This window comes from Paenibacillus sp. A14, assembly GCF_036864815.1.
GTDB lineage: Bacteria > Bacillota > Bacilli > Paenibacillales > Paenibacillaceae > Fontibacillus > Fontibacillus sanfengchensis.
In genome coordinates, this window is record NZ_JBAGJD010000004.1 from 106,526 (window position 1) to 126,138 (window position 19,613).

The 19,613-nt window shown below is 54.5% G+C and carries 15 protein-coding genes; 10 read left to right on the forward strand and 5 right to left on the reverse strand.

Annotated features, from left to right (window positions below; genetic code table 11):
- Positions 1–499: 499 nt before the first annotated feature.
- Positions 500–2,122 (reverse strand): glycoside hydrolase family 9 protein, encoded by a 1,623-nt coding sequence (locus tag V4U88_RS11795; protein WP_334073467.1) that lies wholly within the window; start codon positions 2,120–2,122, stop codon positions 500–502.
- 240 nt (positions 2,123–2,362) lie between these two features.
- Here V4U88_RS11795 and V4U88_RS11800 point away from each other — a divergent pair, with 240 nt between their 5' ends.
- The 6 genes from V4U88_RS11800 (at position 2,363) to V4U88_RS11825 (ending at position 7,840) form a co-directional block, all read left to right on the forward strand.
- Positions 2,363–3,127, forward strand: a complete 765-nt coding sequence (locus V4U88_RS11800) for a YwaF family protein (RefSeq protein WP_334073468.1) — start codon at positions 2,363–2,365, stop codon at positions 3,125–3,127.
- Positions 3,128–3,656: 529 nt separating this feature from the next.
- Positions 3,657–4,160, forward strand: a complete 504-nt coding sequence (locus V4U88_RS11805) for a mismatch-specific DNA-glycosylase (protein WP_334073469.1) — start codon at positions 3,657–3,659, stop codon at positions 4,158–4,160.
- Between the two features lie 143 nt (positions 4,161–4,303).
- Entirely contained in the window at positions 4,304–5,083 is a 780-nt protein-coding gene (locus V4U88_RS11810; protein ID WP_334073470.1) for an amino acid ABC transporter substrate-binding protein, read from the forward strand.
- Positions 5,084–5,153: 70 nt separating this feature from the next.
- Positions 5,154–5,813, forward strand: coding sequence for an amino acid ABC transporter permease (locus V4U88_RS11815; protein ID WP_334073471.1), 660 nt, complete (start codon positions 5,154–5,156; stop codon positions 5,811–5,813).
- Positions 5,814–5,831: 18 nt separating this feature from the next.
- On the forward strand, positions 5,832–6,581 hold the full coding sequence (locus V4U88_RS11820) for an amino acid ABC transporter ATP-binding protein (RefSeq protein WP_334073472.1): 750 nt from the start codon (positions 5,832–5,834) through the stop codon (positions 6,579–6,581).
- A gap of 65 nt (positions 6,582–6,646) precedes the next feature.
- On the forward strand, positions 6,647–7,840 hold the full coding sequence (locus V4U88_RS11825; protein WP_334073473.1) for an SGNH/GDSL hydrolase family protein: 1,194 nt from the start codon (positions 6,647–6,649) through the stop codon (positions 7,838–7,840).
- Positions 7,841–8,451: 611 nt separating this feature from the next.
- Here the strand turns inward: V4U88_RS11825 and V4U88_RS11830 are convergent.
- Complete coding sequence (locus V4U88_RS11830) at positions 8,452–10,083, reverse strand: response regulator transcription factor (protein WP_334073474.1); 1,632 nt, start codon at positions 10,081–10,083, stop codon at positions 8,452–8,454.
- Complete coding sequence (locus tag V4U88_RS11835; protein ID WP_334073475.1) at positions 10,080–11,906, reverse strand: cache domain-containing sensor histidine kinase; 1,827 nt, start codon at positions 11,904–11,906, stop codon at positions 10,080–10,082. Before V4U88_RS11835 ends, V4U88_RS11830 begins: the two co-directional genes overlap by 4 nt.
- Positions 11,907–12,032: 126 nt before the next feature.
- Between V4U88_RS11835 and V4U88_RS11840 the strand changes: the two genes are divergently transcribed.
- The 4 genes from V4U88_RS11840 to V4U88_RS11855 all read left to right on the forward strand — a co-directional run bounded on the left by V4U88_RS11840 (position 12,033) and on the right by V4U88_RS11855 (position 17,438).
- Entirely contained in the window at positions 12,033–12,914 is an 882-nt protein-coding gene (locus tag V4U88_RS11840) for a carbohydrate ABC transporter permease (RefSeq protein WP_334073476.1), read from the forward strand.
- On the forward strand, positions 12,914–13,744 hold the full coding sequence (locus V4U88_RS11845; protein WP_334073955.1) for a carbohydrate ABC transporter permease: 831 nt from the start codon (positions 12,914–12,916) through the stop codon (positions 13,742–13,744). Before V4U88_RS11840 ends, V4U88_RS11845 begins: the two co-directional genes overlap by 1 nt.
- A gap of 71 nt (positions 13,745–13,815) precedes the next feature.
- Positions 13,816–15,117 (forward strand): ABC transporter substrate-binding protein, encoded by a 1,302-nt coding sequence (locus V4U88_RS11850; RefSeq protein ID WP_334073477.1) that lies wholly within the window; start codon positions 13,816–13,818, stop codon positions 15,115–15,117.
- Positions 15,118–15,416: 299 nt separating this feature from the next.
- On the forward strand, positions 15,417–17,438 hold the full coding sequence (locus V4U88_RS11855) for a beta-galactosidase (RefSeq protein WP_334073478.1): 2,022 nt from the start codon (positions 15,417–15,419) through the stop codon (positions 17,436–17,438).
- Here the strand turns inward: V4U88_RS11855 and V4U88_RS11860 are convergent.
- A complete protein-coding gene (locus tag V4U88_RS11860; protein WP_334073479.1) occupies positions 17,429–18,541 on the reverse strand; it encodes a Ger(x)C family spore germination protein in 1,113 nt (370 codons plus the stop codon). The genes V4U88_RS11855 and V4U88_RS11860 overlap by 10 nt on opposite strands.
- Positions 18,534–19,610, reverse strand: coding sequence for a GerAB/ArcD/ProY family transporter (locus tag V4U88_RS11865; protein WP_334073480.1), 1,077 nt, complete (start codon positions 19,608–19,610; stop codon positions 18,534–18,536). The genes V4U88_RS11860 and V4U88_RS11865 overlap by 8 nt, the downstream gene beginning before the upstream one ends.
- Positions 19,611–19,613 lie beyond the last annotated feature (3 nt).

A 19,613-nucleotide genomic window follows, 5' to 3' on the forward strand; every position in this document is an offset into this window, starting at 1 on the left:
AAAACTAATCAAGCAGGTTTCCAGGGAGTTACGCCTTGGGAACCTGCTTTTTTTTTGACGGATAAAATTCGAACACTTAGGCTGAAGCACGATTAGGCCGTTGCGCAATTAACGGGAGATTTCCCCTTTAATTAGAATCCCTCCCCGCAGCAGAGCTCAATTAGTCGGTAAATCTCCTGCTATCATAGGTAAAACTATTAATTTGCATATTAGACAGCGGTGTAAAGGGTTCTTCTCACACCCTTGATCTATAACTACTTGATCTACAACTAATGGTTTGGTTTGAATTAAAGGGAATTCTTCCCGTTAATTTGGTGTGTATGCGGCTGCAGAGGCGAATTAGCTGGAAAACCTCCCGCTAATTCGCTTGAAATTGTGTATAACGGCAATAGGGCCGCGAAATAGATGGAGCTTTTCCAGCTAAATCCGGTTCAAAAGCCCATAGCGGTAATTTAACGGGAGATTTTCCCGTTAGCGGGCGGCCAATTTCCTGCTCGCATCATGAAACGAAATGCGAGACCGCGAACACGGCCGGCGAGTTCCAGTAGATCGTCACTTCGTTCCCCGCGTAACTGAGCTCATCGTCGATAAAGCAACGGGCCGGCGCTTCGCCCTGCAGATGCTCCATCATGCAGTCGTCGTTAAGGCCGCGGTTCGGTCCGCCGATCACCATACCGGGTACCGGATCGGCCACCCGATCGCCTACCGAGGGGCGGTGGTGCGGGTGCATGACCGGGCGGTCGCCGTAACCCGTCACATAACTGAAGTCGAGCGCATTGCGTCCCAGAAGGTAATGGACATGGTCAAGAGCGGCTTGTTCGTACTCGGGTTTGCCGCCGAAGCGGAAGGCCATAAGCAGAAGCATCGCGCGGTTCATGACGACCATGTTGCTGCCCCATATATAATCCGCCGGCGTCAGGGAGATGCCGTAGCCGTCACCGGAGCTGATCGCCAGCAGCTTGCCGGCCTCCGCCAGGAGTCCGTCTTGAAGCCGGGCATAGAGGGCGGGATCGGCCTTTCCCGGGCCGCCGAGCAGATAGGCCAGGGAGCCGTAGCCGCCCATATCGGCCCAGCCCAGTTCAAATTTCGGGAATTGCTGGAGGGCGAGCCGTTTGAACTTCTCGTGAAAAGCCTCGTCGCCGGTGGTGCGGAAGAGCTCCGCCGCCGCCCAATAGCGTTCGTCAAGATCCTGGGCGTCGCCGTATTCCCCTGTGGCGATATCGGGCGGATTGTTGAAGCCGGGGACTTCGGGGTGATCGAGCAGCCAGCGCCAGGCGCGTTGGGCCGCATCCAGACAGCGGTCCGCAAACGTACCGTCGAACAGGCGGTAAATGCGGGCAGCCATGGCCATCACGGCAGCGAAGCAGCCCGTAGCCGCAGCCGATATCGGCAGAAAATACAGCTCGGCCAAATCGTCTTCCGGCATGACATCGAGGCCCGGAAATTGCTTGGTCGTCAGCTTGTGGAACGCGCCGCCGGTCTGCTCATCCTGCATTTTGAGCAGCCATTCCAGCTCGTAGCGGCACTCATGAAGGACATCCGGCATACGCCCGTCGCTCTCGGGGAGCGGCACGGTGCGGCGGAAGGCCTGCGGGTACAGCTCGTAGGCGAGCAGCAGATCGGCGACCGCCTTGGCCCCCGGGCCGGTGTATTTGCCGTAGTCGCCGGCATCGTGCCAGCCCCCGGCACTGTCCCGTCTCCGCTCGGGCTCGCCGTAGACGATGCCTTCCGCGAGGTGGCAAGCCCGGTGGGCCCAAGGCCCGGCGAACTCCTCCGCCAGATCGCAGCCGCAGCGGAAGAAGTAAAAGGCTTTAAGCAGGCCGGTATGCAGTTCGGCGTACGGATCATAATCGATCTTAAAGGGAGCCGAAACCTCGCCGTTCATCCGAATACGGTAGGTTCCGGGTTCGGACAGCCCGGAGAATTCCCCCGAACCAACCGGAGTTCCGGCAGCCTCGTCCTGCCGGGCGGGGGCGGTTTCCCCCGCGAAGGCCACCTCTCCGGTGGAAGCGCGGATCACTTCAAAAGTTCCGCCGGGCCCGGTATAGCGGAATGATTTAAGTCCGGCCGCCGGATAGCCGATCTGGTTTACGGTAAGGATGCGTGGTTTTGCTGCGGACATCGTGAATCCCTCTCTTTTTCAAGAAATAATGGCGGTACAAAAATGACTCCACAACCAACATTCATGCTAGCGCTTACAAAAAGGACGGCTCGCTTATGTCTGAAAACGTTTTCCAATGTCTTAGCTTATTATATCAAATTCCCGGATGAGGAGAAAAGATTTTTACGAAGTCTCCGGCGCATGATACGATAAGTCACAACCAATTTGATACATATTTATTTAATTGAAAAAGGAGAACTTATGATTTTGTCGTTTTTTAATTCCCGGGAAGCTCCGGATTTTCTTATGTTTTCCGCGCCCCATCTCATTTCGATCGCACTGTTGCTCGTTTTCGCTTTGGCGCTCTTTTTGACCAGACGACATATCCGTGAAAAAAAGACCTTGCGCCTGGCCGTAAGATGCGGATTGATCTTCCTCCTTATTCTATGTGAAGGCAGTCTGAACATCTGGTATTTTGCCGAGGAGGTTTGGGATATCCGTTACACGCTGCCCCTTGAGCTCTGTACGATTACGCTCCTGCTCTCGATTCTGATGCTGTGGACCCGAACGCGCTGGCTGTACGAAATTTTGCTGTTTGCCGGAATTGGGGGAGCGCTGCAGGCTTTTTTAACGCCGAATCTGGCGTACGGATTTCCGCATTTCCGCTTCTTTCAGTTTTTCATCGCCCATTTGGCCATTATTCTTGCTCCGCTGTATATGACATGGGTGGAAGGGTACCGTCCAACCTGGAGGTCGATCGGCAAAACGATGCTTTTCCTGAATGTCCTGGCGTTAGCGGTAGGTTTGTTGAATGCCGCGATCGGAGCCAATTATATGTTTTTGCTGCACAAGCCGGATACGCCGTCGGTACTCGATTGGCTGGGGCCCCACCCGCTGTATCTGTTGGCCGAGGAGGCGATCGCCTTGTTTCTTTTCGTGGTAATCTACGGTTTGTTCTTTGCGCTGGGTGATTATATTAAAAAGAGGCGCAAGGCGGCGGGAAGGATTTATCAGGAAAAGGTATAGCCTCGCCTCGCGGAGTCCGAATATCCGGTCCGGTCTGGGCCGAAGTTGCTGACAGAAGTTGCTGACGGAAGTTCCTAACTGCAGTTTCTAACGGCAGCCACAGCCGCTATTTCGTCCATCAAGGCCGATTGCGGATTCTAACGGAAGCAGCAGCCGCTATTTCGGCAAAATGAGGTCAATTCGGCGGGAATGAGCTCAAATAGGCGCTACTGGATCCGTTAGAAATCCGAAAGTGCGAATATTCGCGAAATAACGGCTGTCATTTCCGTTAGGGCAGCGCCAGCAGCTCCGATCAGCGCGGATCGCCGAAAGGGCAGCGCAGCAGCATCGATCAGCGCGGATCTCCGATAGGGCAGCGCAGCAGCTTCGATCAGTTCGGATCTCGCATCGATCAGTGCGCAACGCGCTTGCGCTAGAGCCACCGCGCAGCCGGGTCCTCGCTTAAGGCAGCGCGGGCTCGGATTTACGTTAAGCCCCGGGACGATCGGTTGCCGTGTTTTTGCCAAAACAAAAGGAGGTTTCGCGGGAGATGCAGGAAGTTCAGGATCATCTGGATTACGGTTTGTCCATCGTATTTATCGGGTTTAATCCGAGCTTGCGGTCCGGGGAGGTGGGACATCACTATGCCAATCCCCGCAACAATTTCTGGCGGATTTTGCACCGGTCCGGCCTGACGCCTCGGCTCTACAAGGCGGAGGAAGACAGCGAGCTGCTCAAGCTCGGATACGGGTTTACGAACATTGTGGCGCGCCCGACGCGGGGAGCCGAAGATATCACGCGCGAGGAGTACAAGCAGGGCCGAACCCTGCTGCGCGGCAAGCTTCAGGAGTACAGACCCAAGGTCGCCTGTTTTGTCGGCAAAGGCGTGTACACCGAATATAGCGGAAATTCCCGGGCGGGCTGGGGCTTTCAATCGGATATGCTTGTGGATGGCGTGCAGGACTTCGTGGCTCCTTCCTCCAGCGGGCTGGTGCGAATGAGCATGGAGGAGATCGTGGGGATTTATCGGGAGTTGGCCGAAGCCATCCTGTGATAAAATCGGCTCACTTTTTTTGGGAAACTCTCATTTCTCTCGACTCTTTTCTGGTAGTATGTTATCATGAGAATCTGATAACGTATTAACGAACTAAAGCGCGCGCATCGCGCTTTTGTCTACATGATGGGGGAGAGATACAGATGAGAAGAAAGAGCGCAATTCTGCTGACGATTTTGAGTATGATGCTGGTTGTGATGTCCGGTTGCTCCGCTTCCGGCGCCGGCAAGGATGATAACAAGCTGGTCATCGGCATCGATGATAAATTCGCCCCGATGGGCTTCCGGGATGAAAATAACGAGATCGTCGGTTTTGATATTGATTATGCGAAGGCTGCGGCCAAAAAAATGGGCATGGAAGCCACCTTCCAGCCGATCGACTGGTCGGCCAAAGAGTCCGAGCTGAACAGCGGCCGGATCGACCTGATCTGGAACGGTTATACGATTACTGACGAACGTAAAGGAAAGGTTCTGTTCACCAAACCGTACCTGAAGAATAGTCAGGTGATCGTTACGCTGGCGGACTCCCCGATTTCCGCGATCAGCGAATTGGCCGGCAAAGTGGTTGGACTGCAGTCGCTGTCCTCGGCGGCGGACGCCTTGAATGCCAATCCGATCAAGGATGAAATCAAGACGGTCACGGAATTCCCGGACAATGTGCTTGCGCTCAGCGACTTGAAAACCAAGCGGCTGGATGCCGTGGTCATCGACGAGGTGGTGGCCCGCTACTATATGTCCAAGGAAGAGGGCACCTTTAAATTGCTGGACGAATCCCTTGCCCCCGAGGAATACGGCATCGGCGTGAAGAAAGGCAATGAAGAACTGCTTGAGAAGCTGCAGAAAGCGCTCGATGAACTGAATCAGGACGGAACCGCCGCCAAGATTTCGGAGACCTGGTTCGGCGAGGATAAGGTGTTGAAATAGACGGGGCGTTTTAAAAACCGGATTGGATTTTATATCCGGTTTTTAGTTTTCATTTAGAGGAGAGTCATTTATGAGTATGGATTATTTTTGGGAAATTACGGGACCGATGCTGGAGGGTGCGAAAACGACCGTGCTGCTGTTTTTTCTGGCGATCGTAACGTCCATTCCGCTGGGTTTTGCCATAACGCTGCTGGTCCGCAGCCGATTCAAACCGTTGGCCTGGCTGGCCAATGCCTTTATCTATGTGATGCGGGGTACGCCGCTGCTGCTGCAAATGCTGTTTTTCTGCTTCGGCCTGCCCGTTTTGCCGGTGATCGGGGAATACTTGGTGCTTGACCGCTTTGTTGCGGCCGCTCTAGCGTTTACGCTGAACTACGCCGCGTATTTTGCCGAAATTTTCCGCGGCGGCCTGCTTGCTATCGACAAGGGGCAGTATGAAGCGGCGCAAGTGCTTGGCTTGGGGCGCTTTCACACTTTGGCCCGGATCATTCTGCCACAGATGTTCCGAATCGCGCTCCCGGCGGTATCGAACGAAGCGATTACCCTGGTCAAGGACACCGCGCTGTTGTACGCGGTCGCCGTGCCGGAGCTGCTGCATTTCGCGAAAACCGCGGTGAACCGCGACTTTACGATTATGCCTTTCGTGATCGCGGGGGTTATTTATCTGGTGATGACGCTGATACTGACCTTGTTTTTCAAAATCCTTGAGCGCAAATTCAAATTCGATTAAAAGGGATCATGGATGACGATGAATAATACGATGATTGATGTGAGCGATGTGCGGAAATCCTTCGGTTCACTGGAGGTGCTAAAAAAGGTTTCCCTGCAAATCGCGCCGAACGAGGTTGTGGCAGTGATCGGCCCATCGGGCTCGGGCAAAAGCACCATGCTGCGCAGTCTGGCTCATCTGGAGCAGGTGGATGCGGGCAGCATCCGGATCGGGGATGATTTCCTGGTGCGGGACGGCAAATACGCATCCCCGCCCAAAATCAAAGAGATCACGGCCCGGATGGGCATGGTGTTCCAGCATTTCAACCTGTTTCCGCATCTGACCGTGCGCGGCAATCTGGAGCTGGCGCCGAAGCTGGTCAAGCGCCTGCCGGCGGCCGAAATCCGCGACAGGGCTTCCGCCCTGCTGGAGAAGGTCGGCTTGCTCGAGAAGAGCGACGCCTATCCGGCCAACCTGTCCGGCGGCCAGAAACAGCGGGTCGCGATCGCCCGGGCGCTCATGATGAGCCCGGAGATCCTGTTGTTTGACGAGCCGACCTCCGCGCTCGATCCGGAATTGACCGGCGAGGTGCTGCAGGTCATGCGGCAGCTCGCCGAAGAGCGGATGACGATGGTCGTCGTCACGCATGAAATGGGCTTTGCCCGGGAGGTGGCCGACCGGGTCATCTTCATGGCGGACGGCGAATTTATCGAGTCGGGGACGCCGGAGCAGCTGTTTGGGAATCCTCAGCAGGAACGGACCAAAACATTTTTAAACCGGGTGCTGTAGTCGCAGCTCCGGTTTTTTTGTACAATGGTTCGAGGAGAGACCAATGAAGATGGAGTGGATATGGCATGGAACAGCGAATGGAGAGGGCAGGTCATCAAGAGGGAAGCGGCAAGATGGAGCCGATGCTGGGGGACTATTCTTCCGCCACGGTGCTGTCGACCGCGGCTAACTATATCATAGAGCGCCCTGAGGCATTTACGCATACATACCGGACTTACGTCCGGCTGCGGGAACAAGGAAACCTGGAGCTTCGTTTCTGGTTCAGCAACGGCGTCGATTCAACCTGGGATCGCGGCGAGGTGGCGAACGGAGGGCAACCCGGCGGAGACTGGCTGATTGAGGCCGCTTTTGTGGCCGATGGAGGCACCCGGCGGGACGGCAGCGTCAACCCGGCTTCCCGGGTGCCCGTCACCTTTGGCGGCAGCCCGTCCCGGCTTGTCCGGCCGGGGGAGACGTTCTGGAGCGATCCGGTGGAGCTTGCGCTGCCGGACGGGCATGACCTGGCTTTTTCCTGGACCATCGCCGCAGGCTCGGGCAGATCGGTTCCCTATAACGTCGAGCAGATGCTGGTGACGGCCTTCGATGCCCCCGGGAAGCACGCGGAGGATGCCGGAGCGGAGTTTTTTTCCCTTTCGGACAAAATGCTCGTGATGCCCGCGTGGATCGGGTACCGGAAGCCCGTAAAACGCCGGATGGTGTTCTTCGGGGATTCGATCACGCAAGGTGTCCGGACCGCCGTGGACGGCTACGAGTATTGGGTGGCCCGAATTGCCGACGGGCTCGGACCGGACTACGGCGTCTGGAATTTGGGTTCGGGCTGGGCGCGGGCCTACGATGCCGCCACGGATACGGCCTGGTTGAACAAAGCGAGACAGGGCGACCAGGTGCTGATCGCGCTCGGGGTGAACGATATCGATATCGGCGAACGCAGCGCCGGGCAACTGCTCGGCGATTTGACCCGGATCGTTTCGATTCTGAAATCGAACAATCCGGCTGTCGATATCGTGATGTTTACGGTGCCGCCGTTCAATTTCAGCGGCGACCGGGAGCAGGTCTGGCGCCGGGTGAACGAGACGCTGCGGACCGCTCCTCCAGCCGGCGTGGACCGGGTGTTCGACATCGCCGCGGTATTGTCGCAGCCCGCCCCGCTGGATCACTGCCTGCGGCCGGAGTTTATGAGCCCCGGCAATGATCCGCACCCGAACGGTTTGGCCGGAAAGGCCGTGGCGGAAGCCTTTTTAGCCTGGTATGAAAGGTGATGATCACCCTAATATTAGATTAACGGGACTTCCTCCCGTTAATTCGTGGTCTAGGGAGGGAATCCGAAAAGGCCCGTAGGATGGAACTCCTCCGCTAAATTAGCCCGAAATCGGCCGGATCGGAAACGGATCGGACGAATCGAGAGAGAGTAAGAGGGGATTTTTCAGCTAAATCCAATTCAAGGCTCAAGAGTGGCATATTAGCGGGAGGTTTTCCAGCTAAGGCCCCATCGGACAACCTTGGTAACATAGAATTCCTGCAAATCTGCATGTTTTTTTCCTGTTCGGGGCCAATATTTTAAAATTCCTGCGATTCTGCAGGAATTTTCGACGAAACCGGCTCGGTTCTTTAAAATCGTTAGAAATACCTGCAGGATTTGCATCTTTTTTCGCATTTCCGCGAGGCTCGGCTTAAAAACCTGCAGATTTGCATCTTTTCGCATCCATTGTGGATTGGCCTGAATATACCTGCCGGAACTGTATACTAAATCCGATTTGAAGATGCCTTTGGGTGTGAGACTAATGTCTGATGAGGAGGCACTAATAAAAAAAGTGCGAACGGCAAGAGGAGATTTCTTCTCTCTCTTCGGCCGTCCGCACTTTTTTTAATGCTAGTCCGTCCATTTGCTCCGGTATTCCCGCGGGGACAAGCCCTCCTGTTTCTTGAACACCTTGCTGAAGTACTTGACGTCATTGAAGCCGACCATCTCGGCGATCCTCCGGACTTTCAGGTTCGGGTTTCGCATCAGCTTCTTCGCCTTGTCGATCCGGTAGGCCGTCAGGTAGTCGGAGAAATTGTCGCCGAACTCCTGTTTGAACTTGCGGGAGATATACTCCCGGCTGACCTGAAAATGGGCGGCGAGGTCTTGCAGCGAAAGCTCGGATTGGTAATGCTGTTCAATATAAGCCAGCATATCGCCGATTTTTCGCGATTCGCGCTGCTGCCGTTTGGAGATTTCTCCGGCGAGACGGGTCAAGAAGCGGTTAAGCCAATCCCGCCACGCAAACGGGGAAAAGACATAGTTGTTCGGCATAGGCGGCGCCTCGGCGTGATCTCCTTGTTCCAGCGCAGAGAGCACCTGGTCCGCGTCGCTGCCGAGCATCTCCCGGAGCAAGCCGGAACGGAAGGAGAAGATGGAGGACCTCCAGGAGTCGAGCATCTCCGGGGAGACGAAGCCGGTCCGGCCAAGGGCGTCGATCCACCGCTGCACCGACGAGGCGATTTGCCCCGGATCCCCGCTCAGGACGGCGGTTTTCCAATCCGCTTGGACGCCGGCAAACGACAGGGAGACGGGTTCCTCTTCCGCCGCGGGCTGGCCCTGCTTCAGCTCGTGGATGTATTGGTCGGGCTGAAGCAGATTGCGCCGGCGGATGGCTGCCGTCGCTTCCGCATATTGCGCGGGCAGGCTGGACGGCATCGGTCCCGTGGAAGCAAGGCCCACGTGAATTCTCCGCTGCAGCGTATGAAACAGGCCATCGTTGATTTTGGCCACGAGCTCGGCGGCCCGTTCCGGCAGTTTCCAGAGGAGAATCAGGATTTCCATGGCGGCGCCCCAATGCTTGAAGGCGATGCCTCTTTGCTCGGCGGTCAGGAAATCGTTGCAGATGTTGATCAGCGAGAACTGCAGCAGTTCGCCTTCATTTCCGAATCGCTTCAGCAGGGAGGTGTCCGAAGCATCCACCTGGATCAGCAGCAGCCTGGCCTGATCCGCCTCCCCGGGAATCACGCCTTCCATCCGCAGCCGTTTTAAACTGTTGTCCGCCGAGCCCGGATCGTCAATCATCGAGGAGAGGAGCCTCTCGCCGTAGACCGGTTTAAATTCGTTCAACCGGATACTCGTGTTCTGCTGCTCCAGCCGTTCCCGTTCCTCCTGCCGCCACTGGCGGACCGCCTTGGCTACCGCGGCGTTGATCGCCTCGGGCTCGATCGGCTTCAAAATATAATCGACCCCGCCGTGCCGGACGGTCCCCCGGACAAATTCAAAGTCATCGTGCCCGCTGATCACGATAAATTTGAGAGACGGGGCGTGCTCGTTGACCCAGGCCATCAGTTCCATGCCATGGCCGGCATTCATCATCATATCCATGATGACGATGGCCGGCTTGAATTCGCGGATAACGCCGATGGCCTCCGAACCTCCCACGGCTTCCGCAATTTCTTCGATGCCGTGTTCCTGCCAATCGACCAGCAGTCTTACCGCTTTGCGCACTCTCGCTTCATCGTCCACGATCAATGCTCTCATTCCGATGCTTCCTCCTCGTTCTTGTCATCGTTCCGGAACCTCAGCTGGATGCGGACTCCGGACGGGTCCAGATTGTTGACGCTCAACTCCGCAGCTTCGCCGTAAACCAGGCGAAGCCGGGTCAGCACGTTGATCAGCCCGATGGACGGTGCGGAGCCGCCCCCCGTTTCGTCCTCGCCGGGCCGAATCTGTTCGGCCCCGGAGTGGCTCAGCCCGCTTTGGAGCCGGCGCAGCTTGTCTTCGGGGATGCGGCAACCGTTATTTTCCACAGTTATGACAATGCTCCCGTCTTCCGCGTAAGCCGCGGTCAGCCCAAGCGTTCCACCGGTATCTTCCGGTCCCAAGCCGTGCTTAAAGTAATTTTCCACAATCGGCTGCAATATCATCTTGGGCATATTCACCGATAACAAAGACTCGTCTATTTGTACCTGGAAGTCGAACCGGTTCTCAAAACGCTCCTTTTGCAGCTCGACATAGGCTTTTACATGCTCAAGCTCATCCCGCAGCGTCACGCCCCGGTCATCGTCGTGCATACTGTAGCGCATCATTTTGGCCAGCGACGAGATTAAGGTATAAATTTGCGGAACCTTCAGTTCCAGGGCCAGCGTACCGATGATCTGCAGCGTATTGTTCAGAAAATGCGGATTGATCTGCGCCTGGAGCGCCCGCAGCTGGTTGTTCTTGTTGGACAACTCCAGCTTGTATTCGCGGAGAATCAAATTGTTCAGCGTGTCCATCATATTCCGGAACCTTTCCGTCAAAACGCCGATCTCATCGTTGCCGGCGGAGGCGATATCCACCTGGAGATTCCCGATCTTCACCTGGCTCATGTATTGTGAAAGCCGCTTGATCGGGGAGGTGATGCGGATCGAGATCAGCACCGTCGCCGTGACGATCACAAGGAGCGCCAAACCGAACAGCAATCCGTTGATTTTTGCGGCCTGGTTGGCTTCGCCGAGCAGGTGGGACACCGGAATCTGTTTGACCAGCATCCACCTTGCCCCCGCGCTGTCGATTTCCTGATAAACGAATACCGAATGGTCCTGTTCAAAATAGCCCTGCTTCCCTTCGAAAAGAGAACCCCGTCCCGAGTACCAATCGGCTGCGATCGGCTGTCCGATCAGCTCGGGCTGATTGGCGTAGACCAACTGGCCGTCCGCATCAAGGATAAACAGGTTCTCTTGAGCCCTGTCATATAATTGATCGACAATTTCGCTAAGCGCCGACAGCTTCACATCGATCGACAAGTAGCCGATGGCTTGATTGGACGGTATTTTCTCAATACGGCGGTGCAAGGTGAATACCTGCTCCGTCGTCGCTTTCGGAAAAAAGGGCGTCAACAGCCCGTAATGGTGGCTTTCATGGGTTGTCTGGATGCGCAGCGGTTCATGCTCCGGCAGATCGGAGACCGGGAAAGGGGCGGAATCCTGCCAGCGCTTGGGCGTATCCTGCGTAATGAGGGTCGCTTTCTGATCCTCGACACCGTACAAATAAACCTGAAATATATCGGGAGCCGCCTTGTAAATGTAGTTCAGGGAGGCATAGATCCCGATATTGGCCGACATATCGTCGTAACCGGCGTCGAGCAGTCTGTAAAATTCGGAGTCCGAGTACACGCTCAGGGAGATTCGGTTTATGTTCTGCAGCAAGCTGTCGATGTTGCGATATCCCTGATAGAGCAAGTTGCGGTTCTCCTCCACCGCGCGTTCCCGGAGCGATGCCGTGGTATGCGAGTAGCTGACCGCCACCGCGGCCGCCATCGTAACGATGATGGGCAGCAGCAGAAAGACAATCAATTTTGTACGAATACTATTCCATCTCATTCGGCCACATCCGATCAATATTTTACACCTTTAAGTTCACCTGCGTCGGTTTCGGGGGGATCAAAATAAATACATAATAACACTTGTAGACGAAATACGACAAAGAGAGAATGGAGGGGGCCATACATGCGTAACCGAAAGTTATCGCAGTTTGGGCAGCAGCTGTTTTTCGTCGGCCCTGCCGTGTTGTTTTTTACGCTGGTCATGATTATTCCGTTTGCGATGGGAATGTATTATTCCTTTACGGACTGGAACGGGGTATCGGGGCAAGTGAGCTGGGTCGGTTTCGATAATTTCAAGCAAATTTTCTCCGGGGATCCGGATTTCTGGAAATCGTTCGGGTTTACGGTCCGTTTTACGCTTCTCGGCGTGATTCTGACGAATCTGGTGGGCTTTTTCCTGGCCTATTTTTTAACCAAGCCCTTGAAAACGCGCAGTGTGATGCGGACGATATTTTTTATGCCGAACGTCATCGGGGGCCTGCTGCTCGGGTTTATCTGGCAGTTTATTTTTATCAAAGGCTTCTCCACCATGGGGGAAATGACCGGCTGGTCCTTCTTTGAACTTCCTTGGCTCGGGGACGCTACCACCGGATTCTGGGCGATCGTCATGGTCTTCGTCTGGCAGTATTCCGGTTATCTGATGGTGATTTATATCGCTTCGCTTAGCAATGTGTCCAAGGAAGTGCTCGAAGCCGCGGAAATCGACGGGGCCAGCCACTTTCAGATTCTGCGCAGCATCATCGCTCCGCTGATCATGCCGGCGGTGACGGTCAGCCTCTTCCTGGCGATCTCGTGGTCTTTCAAAATGTTCGACCTGAACCTGTCCTTGACCAAAGGCGGTCCGTTCAAATCGACGGAATCGGTGGCGCTCAACATTTACAATGAAGCGTTCCTGAATAACCGCTATGGTCTGGGCACAGCCAAAGCATTACTGTTCTTCGTCATCGTGGCGCTCATCACCTTGATTCAAGTGCGCGTCACGAAGAGCAAGGAGGTTGAAGCGTGATGGAAGCCAGATCCCGCGGCAAAAACGTGCTGCTTGAAATCATTATGGCGCTCGTGGCGCTGATCTTTCTCGCCCCGTTTTATTTTCTGTTCGTCAACTCGGTCAAATCGTTTGGTGAAATTTTGTCCAACGCGGCCAGTTGGCCTACAAAATTTAATTGGGAGAACTATACCAAGGCCTGGGAGCTGGCCCGGTTTTCCGAGGCGTTCCGCAACTCCATCGTGATCACGGTGATCAGCGTCGTGCTGATTACGCTGTTCAGCGCGATGGCCGCTTACCGGATGGTCCGGTCCAATACTTGGTTTAACCGGCTGTTGCTGCTCTTGTTCGTCGCGGCGATGGTCGTGCCGTTTCAAACGATCATGATTCCGGTTTTGAAAGTGGTCAATACGCTCGGTGTTAACAACAGCATTGCCGGCCTGCTTTTGACCAACCTGGGGCTCAGTCTTCCGCTGGCGGTATTCCTGTTCCACGGTTTCGTCAAATCCGTGCCGTTGGAAATTGAAGAGGCCGCCACCGTGGACGGCTGCAATCCGGTCACCGTGTTTTTCCGGATCGTCATGCCGCTGCTCCGCCCGATGATGATGACCATTATCGTGCTGAATGCGCTGGCCATCTGGAATGACTACTTGCTGCCATCGCTGATTTTGCAAAATCCTTCGCTGCGGACGATTCCGCTGGCGACATATTCCTTCTTCGGCCAGTACACGAAGCAATGGGATATGGCGCTCCCGGCGCTGGCCATCGGAATTCTGCCGATCGTCGTCTTCTATCTGCTGCTGCAGCGTTATATCGTCGAGGGAATCGCGGCGGGCTCGGTTAAAGGGTAGACTAACCGAAGTCCGGCGTTCCAAATATAGAGGCAACTCATTTTACAAATGTACAGGGGGATATGAAAGACATGAATAAGAAACGTTCCATGGTCATTCTGTCGGTGCTGCTGATGATGAGCATGCTGCTCGCGGCATGCGGCGGTAAAAATGCCGCAAACTCCGGTTCGGCCGCAAACGGCGGCGGAGCTAAGGAAGGCGAAGTCAAAACCGTCAAGATTTTTCAATTTAAAACCGAAATTGTGGAAGGCCTGAATGAGCTGAAAGTTGAGTTTGAAAAAGAATATCCAAACATCAAGCTCGATATTCAAACGGTCGGCGGCGGCGCGGACTACGCGGCTGCACTGAAGACGAAATTCGCCTCCGGCGATGCGCCGGACATTTTCTCCAACGGGGGCTTTGCCGAGCTCGACATGTGGCAGGACAAGATCGAAGACCTGTCCGACCAGCCGTGGGTCAAGGATCTGGTGCCTTTGGCAGCCGAGCCGATGACCAAAGACGGAAAAGTATACGGTATGCCGATGAACCTGGAAGGGATCGGGTACGTGTACAACAAGGACCTGTTTGCCAAGGCGGGCATTACGGAAACGCCTAAGACGATCACCGAGCTGGAAGAAGCGGCCAAGAAACTGCAAGCTGCCGGCATCACGCCGTTCGGCAACGCTTATCAGGAATGGTGGTTGCTGGGCAATCAGGGGATCAGCGTGGCTTTCGCCAGACAGGACAATGTCGATGAATTTATCAAGGGCTTGAACGACGGAACCCAAACGATCGTCGACAACCCGCAATTCAAAAACTGGAGCAATCTGCTTAAGCTGACCGTTCAATACGGACAGAAAAATCCGCTGACGACGGATGCGAATACGCATCTGGCCCTGTTTGCCAACGGGGAAGTGGCTATGATGCAAGAGGGGAACTGGGCGCAAACTTTGATCGACAACATTAAGCCTGGAATGAATATCGGCATGTTCCCGATGCCGATCGATGACGACGCAGAGAAGAACGACAAGCTTACCGTTGGGATTCCGGCCAACCTGGTCGTGAACAAGGAATCCGCTTCGAAAGAAGAAGCGAAAATTTTCTTGAACTGGCTCGCGACTTCCGACCTGGGTAAAGAATACATCGTCAAGAAATGGAAATTCATCCCTGCCTTGAAGACGATTCCGGCAGCGGCCGAAGATATTGGGCTGTTGGGCGCGGATGTGAAAAAATATGTAGACGAGAACAAAGTTTATGGTTTACAATCTTCGAAGTTCCCGGACGGGGTAACCCAAGAATTCGCGAGCGTCATTCAGGAGCTGATCGCGGAGAAGACCGATGTGAACGGCTGGATGACCAACATGCAGGCGGCCTGGGACAAACTTAAAAAATAAATAGTATATAAGTTGAACTAAAAATTTGCTCTAGGCAAGAGTGTGAAATGATTCTGGAGAAGCGTAGCGTTCGCCTTTGTGACCGGATTTCTACCTTTTCTGAATTTAATTGATGAGGAATCTGGGAACAACAGCGATCGGAAGAACATTTCACACGGCTGCCTCATATGCGAATCGATAGTTCAACTTATATGGATCAGAACACATATGGCAGACCGCTACGCTTCGCCCGGCTTTCGGGCGAGCGGGCGGTCATGCCATTTTGTGCTTCTTGAACTATTGGAAACGGGGGAGAGATCGTGAGAAGAAAGACATGGCAGAATAATGCCGTGCGAATCGGGGTGGACTACTACCCCGAGCAATGGGATCCGGGGGTTTGGGAAGAGGATATCCAGCTCATGAAGGTGACGGGCGTCCGCATTGCGCGCGTTGCCGAATTTGCCTGGAGCCGGCTCGAGCCTTCATCTGGGATCTATCTTTTCGATTGGCTGGATCGGGTACTGGATTTGTTCTATAAATATGGCATTTCCGTCGTGATCGGTACACCGACCAACACCCCGCCGCGCTGGCTGACCGACCTGCGGCCGGATATTTTACCGGTGTTTGCCGATGGGCGTATCTTTCAACCGGGCGTTCGGGGGCACCGCTGTTTCAACAGTGAATCGATGCTGGTGTACGGCTCGCGGATTGTCGAAAAGATGGCAGAACATTTCGGCAAACATCCCGCTGTCATCGGATGGCAGACCGATAACGAGTTCGGCATGCTTGATTGTAATTGCCCGAGTTGCAACACAAAGTTCTGCGAGTGGGTCAAGCAGAAGTACGGTTCGATTGGCGCGGTGAACCGCGCCTGGGGAACGGTCGTCTGGAGCGGGGAATACAGCGATTGGTGTCAAATCGGCACACCGCTTGGCGGATCCCCACACCAAAATCCGTCTTACCTGCTGGATTTCGCCCGTTTCCAGTGGGATACCTTGGCGTCTTTTCAGCGGAGCCAGATCAAGATCATTCAGAAGCATTGCCCGCATCATTTCGTCACGCATAATTTTCACAGTTATCCTCAACGGCTGGACTTGTACCGGGTCGGAAAGGACCTCGACTTCGCCGCTTTCGACTACTATCCGAACACGTCCCCCGGCAAACAATCGACCGGACCGTACAGCGGCGCCTTATCCCTGGATGTCACCCGTGGCATTAAGCGGAAGAATTTCTGGATCATGGAACAGCTCAGCGGTCCTCCGGGCTGTTGGTTTCCGATGTGGCGAACCCCTTATCCCGGATTTATCCGCGCCCATGCCTGGCAGGCGATCGCCCGGGGAGCCGATGCGGTGATGCACTTCCGCTGGAGAAGCGCCGTAGCGGGAGCCGAGCAGTTCTGGCATGGTCTGATCGATCACAGCAATATACCGGGCCGCAAGTTCGACGAGTTTGCTTCCCTGTGCTCCGAAGTGAATATGTTGTCCAAGAAAATCAAGGGCACGGTGCTTGAGCACGAGGCGGCCATCCTGCTATCCATCGAACAATTGGAGGCTTTAAGGATTCAGCCGCAGGCGGAAGGGATGGACTATTACGAAAGCATCAAGGATTACCACCGGGCGCTGACCAAGCTTGGTATCGGCTGCGATGTGATCGAGTGGAGCGAGCCTTTGGACGGCTACAAATTGGTGGTTGCCCCGAGTCTTTACTTGTTGGATGCGGAGACGGCCTACCGGCTGGAACGTTTTGCGGCCGAAGGAGGCACCTTGGTCCTGACGAGCCGTACCGGCGTCAAGGACATGAACAACCTGTGCATCATGAGCCCGCTGCCCGGCCTTCTTTCTTCCTGTTCGGGCGTCATGGTGACGGAATACGATCCGATCGGCCAAGATGTTCACGAATTGGTGGACGACAAGGGTCAGACTTTTACATGCCGGCATTGGTGCGATATTCTGGCTCCTTTGGGTGCGGAAGTGCTGCTTCGGTACGCTAGCGATTTCTATGCCGGGCAGCCGGCCGTGACCGTCAACCGTTTTGGTCAAGGGGAGGTCTACTATTTGGGAACCCATCCGGAAGAGGCCTGGCTCAAGCGTTTGTTCGGCGAAATTGCCGCCCGCCTTGAAATCCCGGCTTTTCCGGATCTTCCCGACGGCGTACAAGTTACGATCCGCACCGCTGCGGACAGGGAGATTCTTTTTCTCTTGAACCTGAGCCGTGAGGTTCGGCGGGTTACCCTTCCCGCGGAGTATTACAGCTTGCTCGACGCGGAGATGAGAGGGACGAAGCTGGAATTGGCGCCGTACGGCGTGGAGATCCTGGAAATGGGAGAACCGGATCAATTGTAGAGGTTTCCGAAGTTTTTCATCAAAAAACGGCTGTGGACGCGAATTTCCATATTGGCGTACATCTCGCTCCAATCGGTATCCTTCCAAGCCGAATAGGTCATTTTGTTGCGGACGTACTGGCCGAGCCCGATAGGGTCCGACCGGTGCTGCCGCAATTTCTTCAGAACCAGTTCCGCTCTTTTGGTCATGTGCTCGCTGATCAGGTCCTCCAGTTTTTTGCGATCGGATTTGGTCAGGTTTAAATTTCCGATATATTCCAGCACCCCGCCCTCTACGCGGATGCCGATATCCGCGATATATTTTCCTTCCTCGTTTTTTTTGATTTTTATTTTCCGCTTGCTTTTGATTGCGCTGAAGGTGATGGATTTTAATTCAGGGCGATCCGTGTTGAGCGTGAACTCCCCCTTTTTTTGCTCTTGCTTCAGAATTGTAAAATAGAATATATCATCTTTCTCCAGCTTTCCGACGTATTTGTCTTTCCGGAACAAGGCAATTCCGTCGAGCTCCAGTTCGTTGCCCTTTTTGACCAGCATAGTGGCCGTAGGGTCCTTGCCGTCATCATAATAATCGCGGAAAAAATGATGCAGCAGAATTCGCGGCGTATTTTGCATGTCGAATTCTTTCCGGAGCAGTTGGTCTATGTATTGCGACACACCGGGATGCCCTGGATATTGGCTGGTGATGATCTCCTGCGTGGAGCCTTCCGTCAGCACGATTTCGATGCGCTTGGAGATGGAAGGGTCGCGGAACAAGGTGTCGAGATACGGGTTAAGTCCTTTCTTCGCGAGCTCCGTGTTGAACAGAAGCGTGCGCAATTGACCGCTGACGAGCTTGCGGCTGGATTTGCGGGAAAGCTCGTTTCGCGCTTCCTTGCTGCCCGTGGCCACGGTGGTTAACGTTTCGGTCAGCCGTTTTGTGTTGCTGCCCTCATTGATGGTGAGCGGAACGTTGATGGTTAAGCGAATCTTCCCCTCTTCCGCCGGATCGATGCCTCCGGTCCGGATATAGCCGACCCGTTCCAGGATGTTCTGGTCCTGATTGCAGGCGGTGAGCAGCAGCAAGCTCAGGGCAAACAACAAGAGTCCGGCGTTTTTTTTATGCATGGGATTTCCTGCCTTTCTGGATGAGTAGGGACAGAAGCGCCAGCAGGGGAAGCCCGAAAGCTACTCCACTCTCAAAATACAGCAGCAGCCCGAACCATTTTTCCACTTCAAGGAGGGTTTTGGGAATAAGCGCAACCAGAAAGCTGCCCGCCATTAAAGTAAACACGACGCCTTTCCAGGGGAGGCGGGGAAAGACTTCGGCGATGACGATTTGACCAGACCAGTAATACATGGACGCCGTGGTCAAAATAGACAGCAGGAAGGTGCTGTATAAAAAGTTCTGAACCCGTTCCACAAAGGGAAACTGTAAATAACCGAACATCTCGAGGATCGGAAAGGCGAGATTGGTCAGTTCCCTGTAATTAAAAAAGCCGTAGCAGACGAGCGTGACCAGCAAATAAACCGCAGCGGTCATGGTGTTGCCCAGATGCAGATACTTCAGCCATTTTTTGTTGTTCTCGGCATAGGGAAACAAAAACATGAACAACTCGTATCCCAAAAAGGCTGCATACATTCTGAAAATTCCCTCGGCGGGATTGTGGGCCTCCTTAAAAAGATAAGGCGTCAACCGGTTGAAGTCGAAGTCATTGACGAAGGTGAAGCTCAGCGGAACCAGGGCCAGAAGGAACGCAACAAAGAAGAGATTGGCCTTCGACATATTGTAAACCCCTTTGGTAACCATCAGGAAGACCGACACATCCACGAACAGCTTCAGTACCATTTCCGGGGTTTGCGGAAAGATCAGAATCTGATAAATCACCACATATTCCTTGACGACAAAACAGCCGACCAACGCCAGGCCTAATGCTATCAAGAGGTATAGCGGAACAAGCAAAAATCGGGGGAGCCCCTTTCCCAGAATTTGAAAGATGGAGGCTCCGCGGCCTAAACGGTAAAGGAGCGTAATCAGCATTATGTTGATCGAGACAATCAAGTAGCCGATCCCGATTCCGATCCAGCCGTTGGTTCCGAGGTTAATCGCCGCGACCCGGGGGATGACGAAGAGTGTCACTCCGCACTGGGTGTTGAAGACGAGCAGGGCGATGTGAAAACGATGGAGCTTTTCCATAGA

What these genes read in the sequence shown, in the direction of transcription:
- V4U88_RS11795 (WP_334073467.1), bottom strand. Translation starts at nt 2,122, where the DNA reads ATGTCCGCAGCAAAACCACGCATCCTTACCGTAAACCAGATCGGCTAT.
- V4U88_RS11800 (WP_334073468.1), top strand. Translation starts at nt 2,363, where the DNA reads ATGATTTTGTCGTTTTTTAATTCCCGGGAAGCTCCGGATTTTCTTATG.
- V4U88_RS11805 (WP_334073469.1), top strand. Translation starts at nt 3,657, where the DNA reads ATGCAGGAAGTTCAGGATCATCTGGATTACGGTTTGTCCATCGTATTT.
- V4U88_RS11810 (WP_334073470.1), top strand. Translation starts at nt 4,304, where the DNA reads ATGAGAAGAAAGAGCGCAATTCTGCTGACGATTTTGAGTATGATGCTG.
- V4U88_RS11815 (WP_334073471.1), top strand. Translation starts at nt 5,154, where the DNA reads ATGAGTATGGATTATTTTTGGGAAATTACGGGACCGATGCTGGAGGGT.
- V4U88_RS11820 (WP_334073472.1), top strand. Translation starts at nt 5,832, where the DNA reads ATGAATAATACGATGATTGATGTGAGCGATGTGCGGAAATCCTTCGGT.
- V4U88_RS11825 (WP_334073473.1), top strand. Translation starts at nt 6,647, where the DNA reads ATGGAACAGCGAATGGAGAGGGCAGGTCATCAAGAGGGAAGCGGCAAG.
- V4U88_RS11830 (WP_334073474.1), bottom strand. Translation starts at nt 10,083, where the DNA reads ATGAGAGCATTGATCGTGGACGATGAAGCGAGAGTGCGCAAAGCGGTA.
- V4U88_RS11835 (WP_334073475.1), bottom strand. Translation starts at nt 11,906, where the DNA reads ATGAGATGGAATAGTATTCGTACAAAATTGATTGTCTTTCTGCTGCTG.
- V4U88_RS11840 (WP_334073476.1), top strand. Translation starts at nt 12,033, where the DNA reads ATGCGTAACCGAAAGTTATCGCAGTTTGGGCAGCAGCTGTTTTTCGTC.
- V4U88_RS11845 (WP_334073955.1), top strand. Translation starts at nt 12,914, where the DNA reads ATGGAAGCCAGATCCCGCGGCAAAAACGTGCTGCTTGAAATCATTATG.
- V4U88_RS11850 (WP_334073477.1), top strand. Translation starts at nt 13,816, where the DNA reads ATGAATAAGAAACGTTCCATGGTCATTCTGTCGGTGCTGCTGATGATG.
- V4U88_RS11860 (WP_334073479.1), bottom strand. Translation starts at nt 18,541, where the DNA reads ATGCATAAAAAAAACGCCGGACTCTTGTTGTTTGCCCTGAGCTTGCTG.
- V4U88_RS11865 (WP_334073480.1), bottom strand. Translation starts at nt 19,610, where the DNA reads ATGGAAAAGCTCCATCGTTTTCACATCGCCCTGCTCGTCTTCAACACC.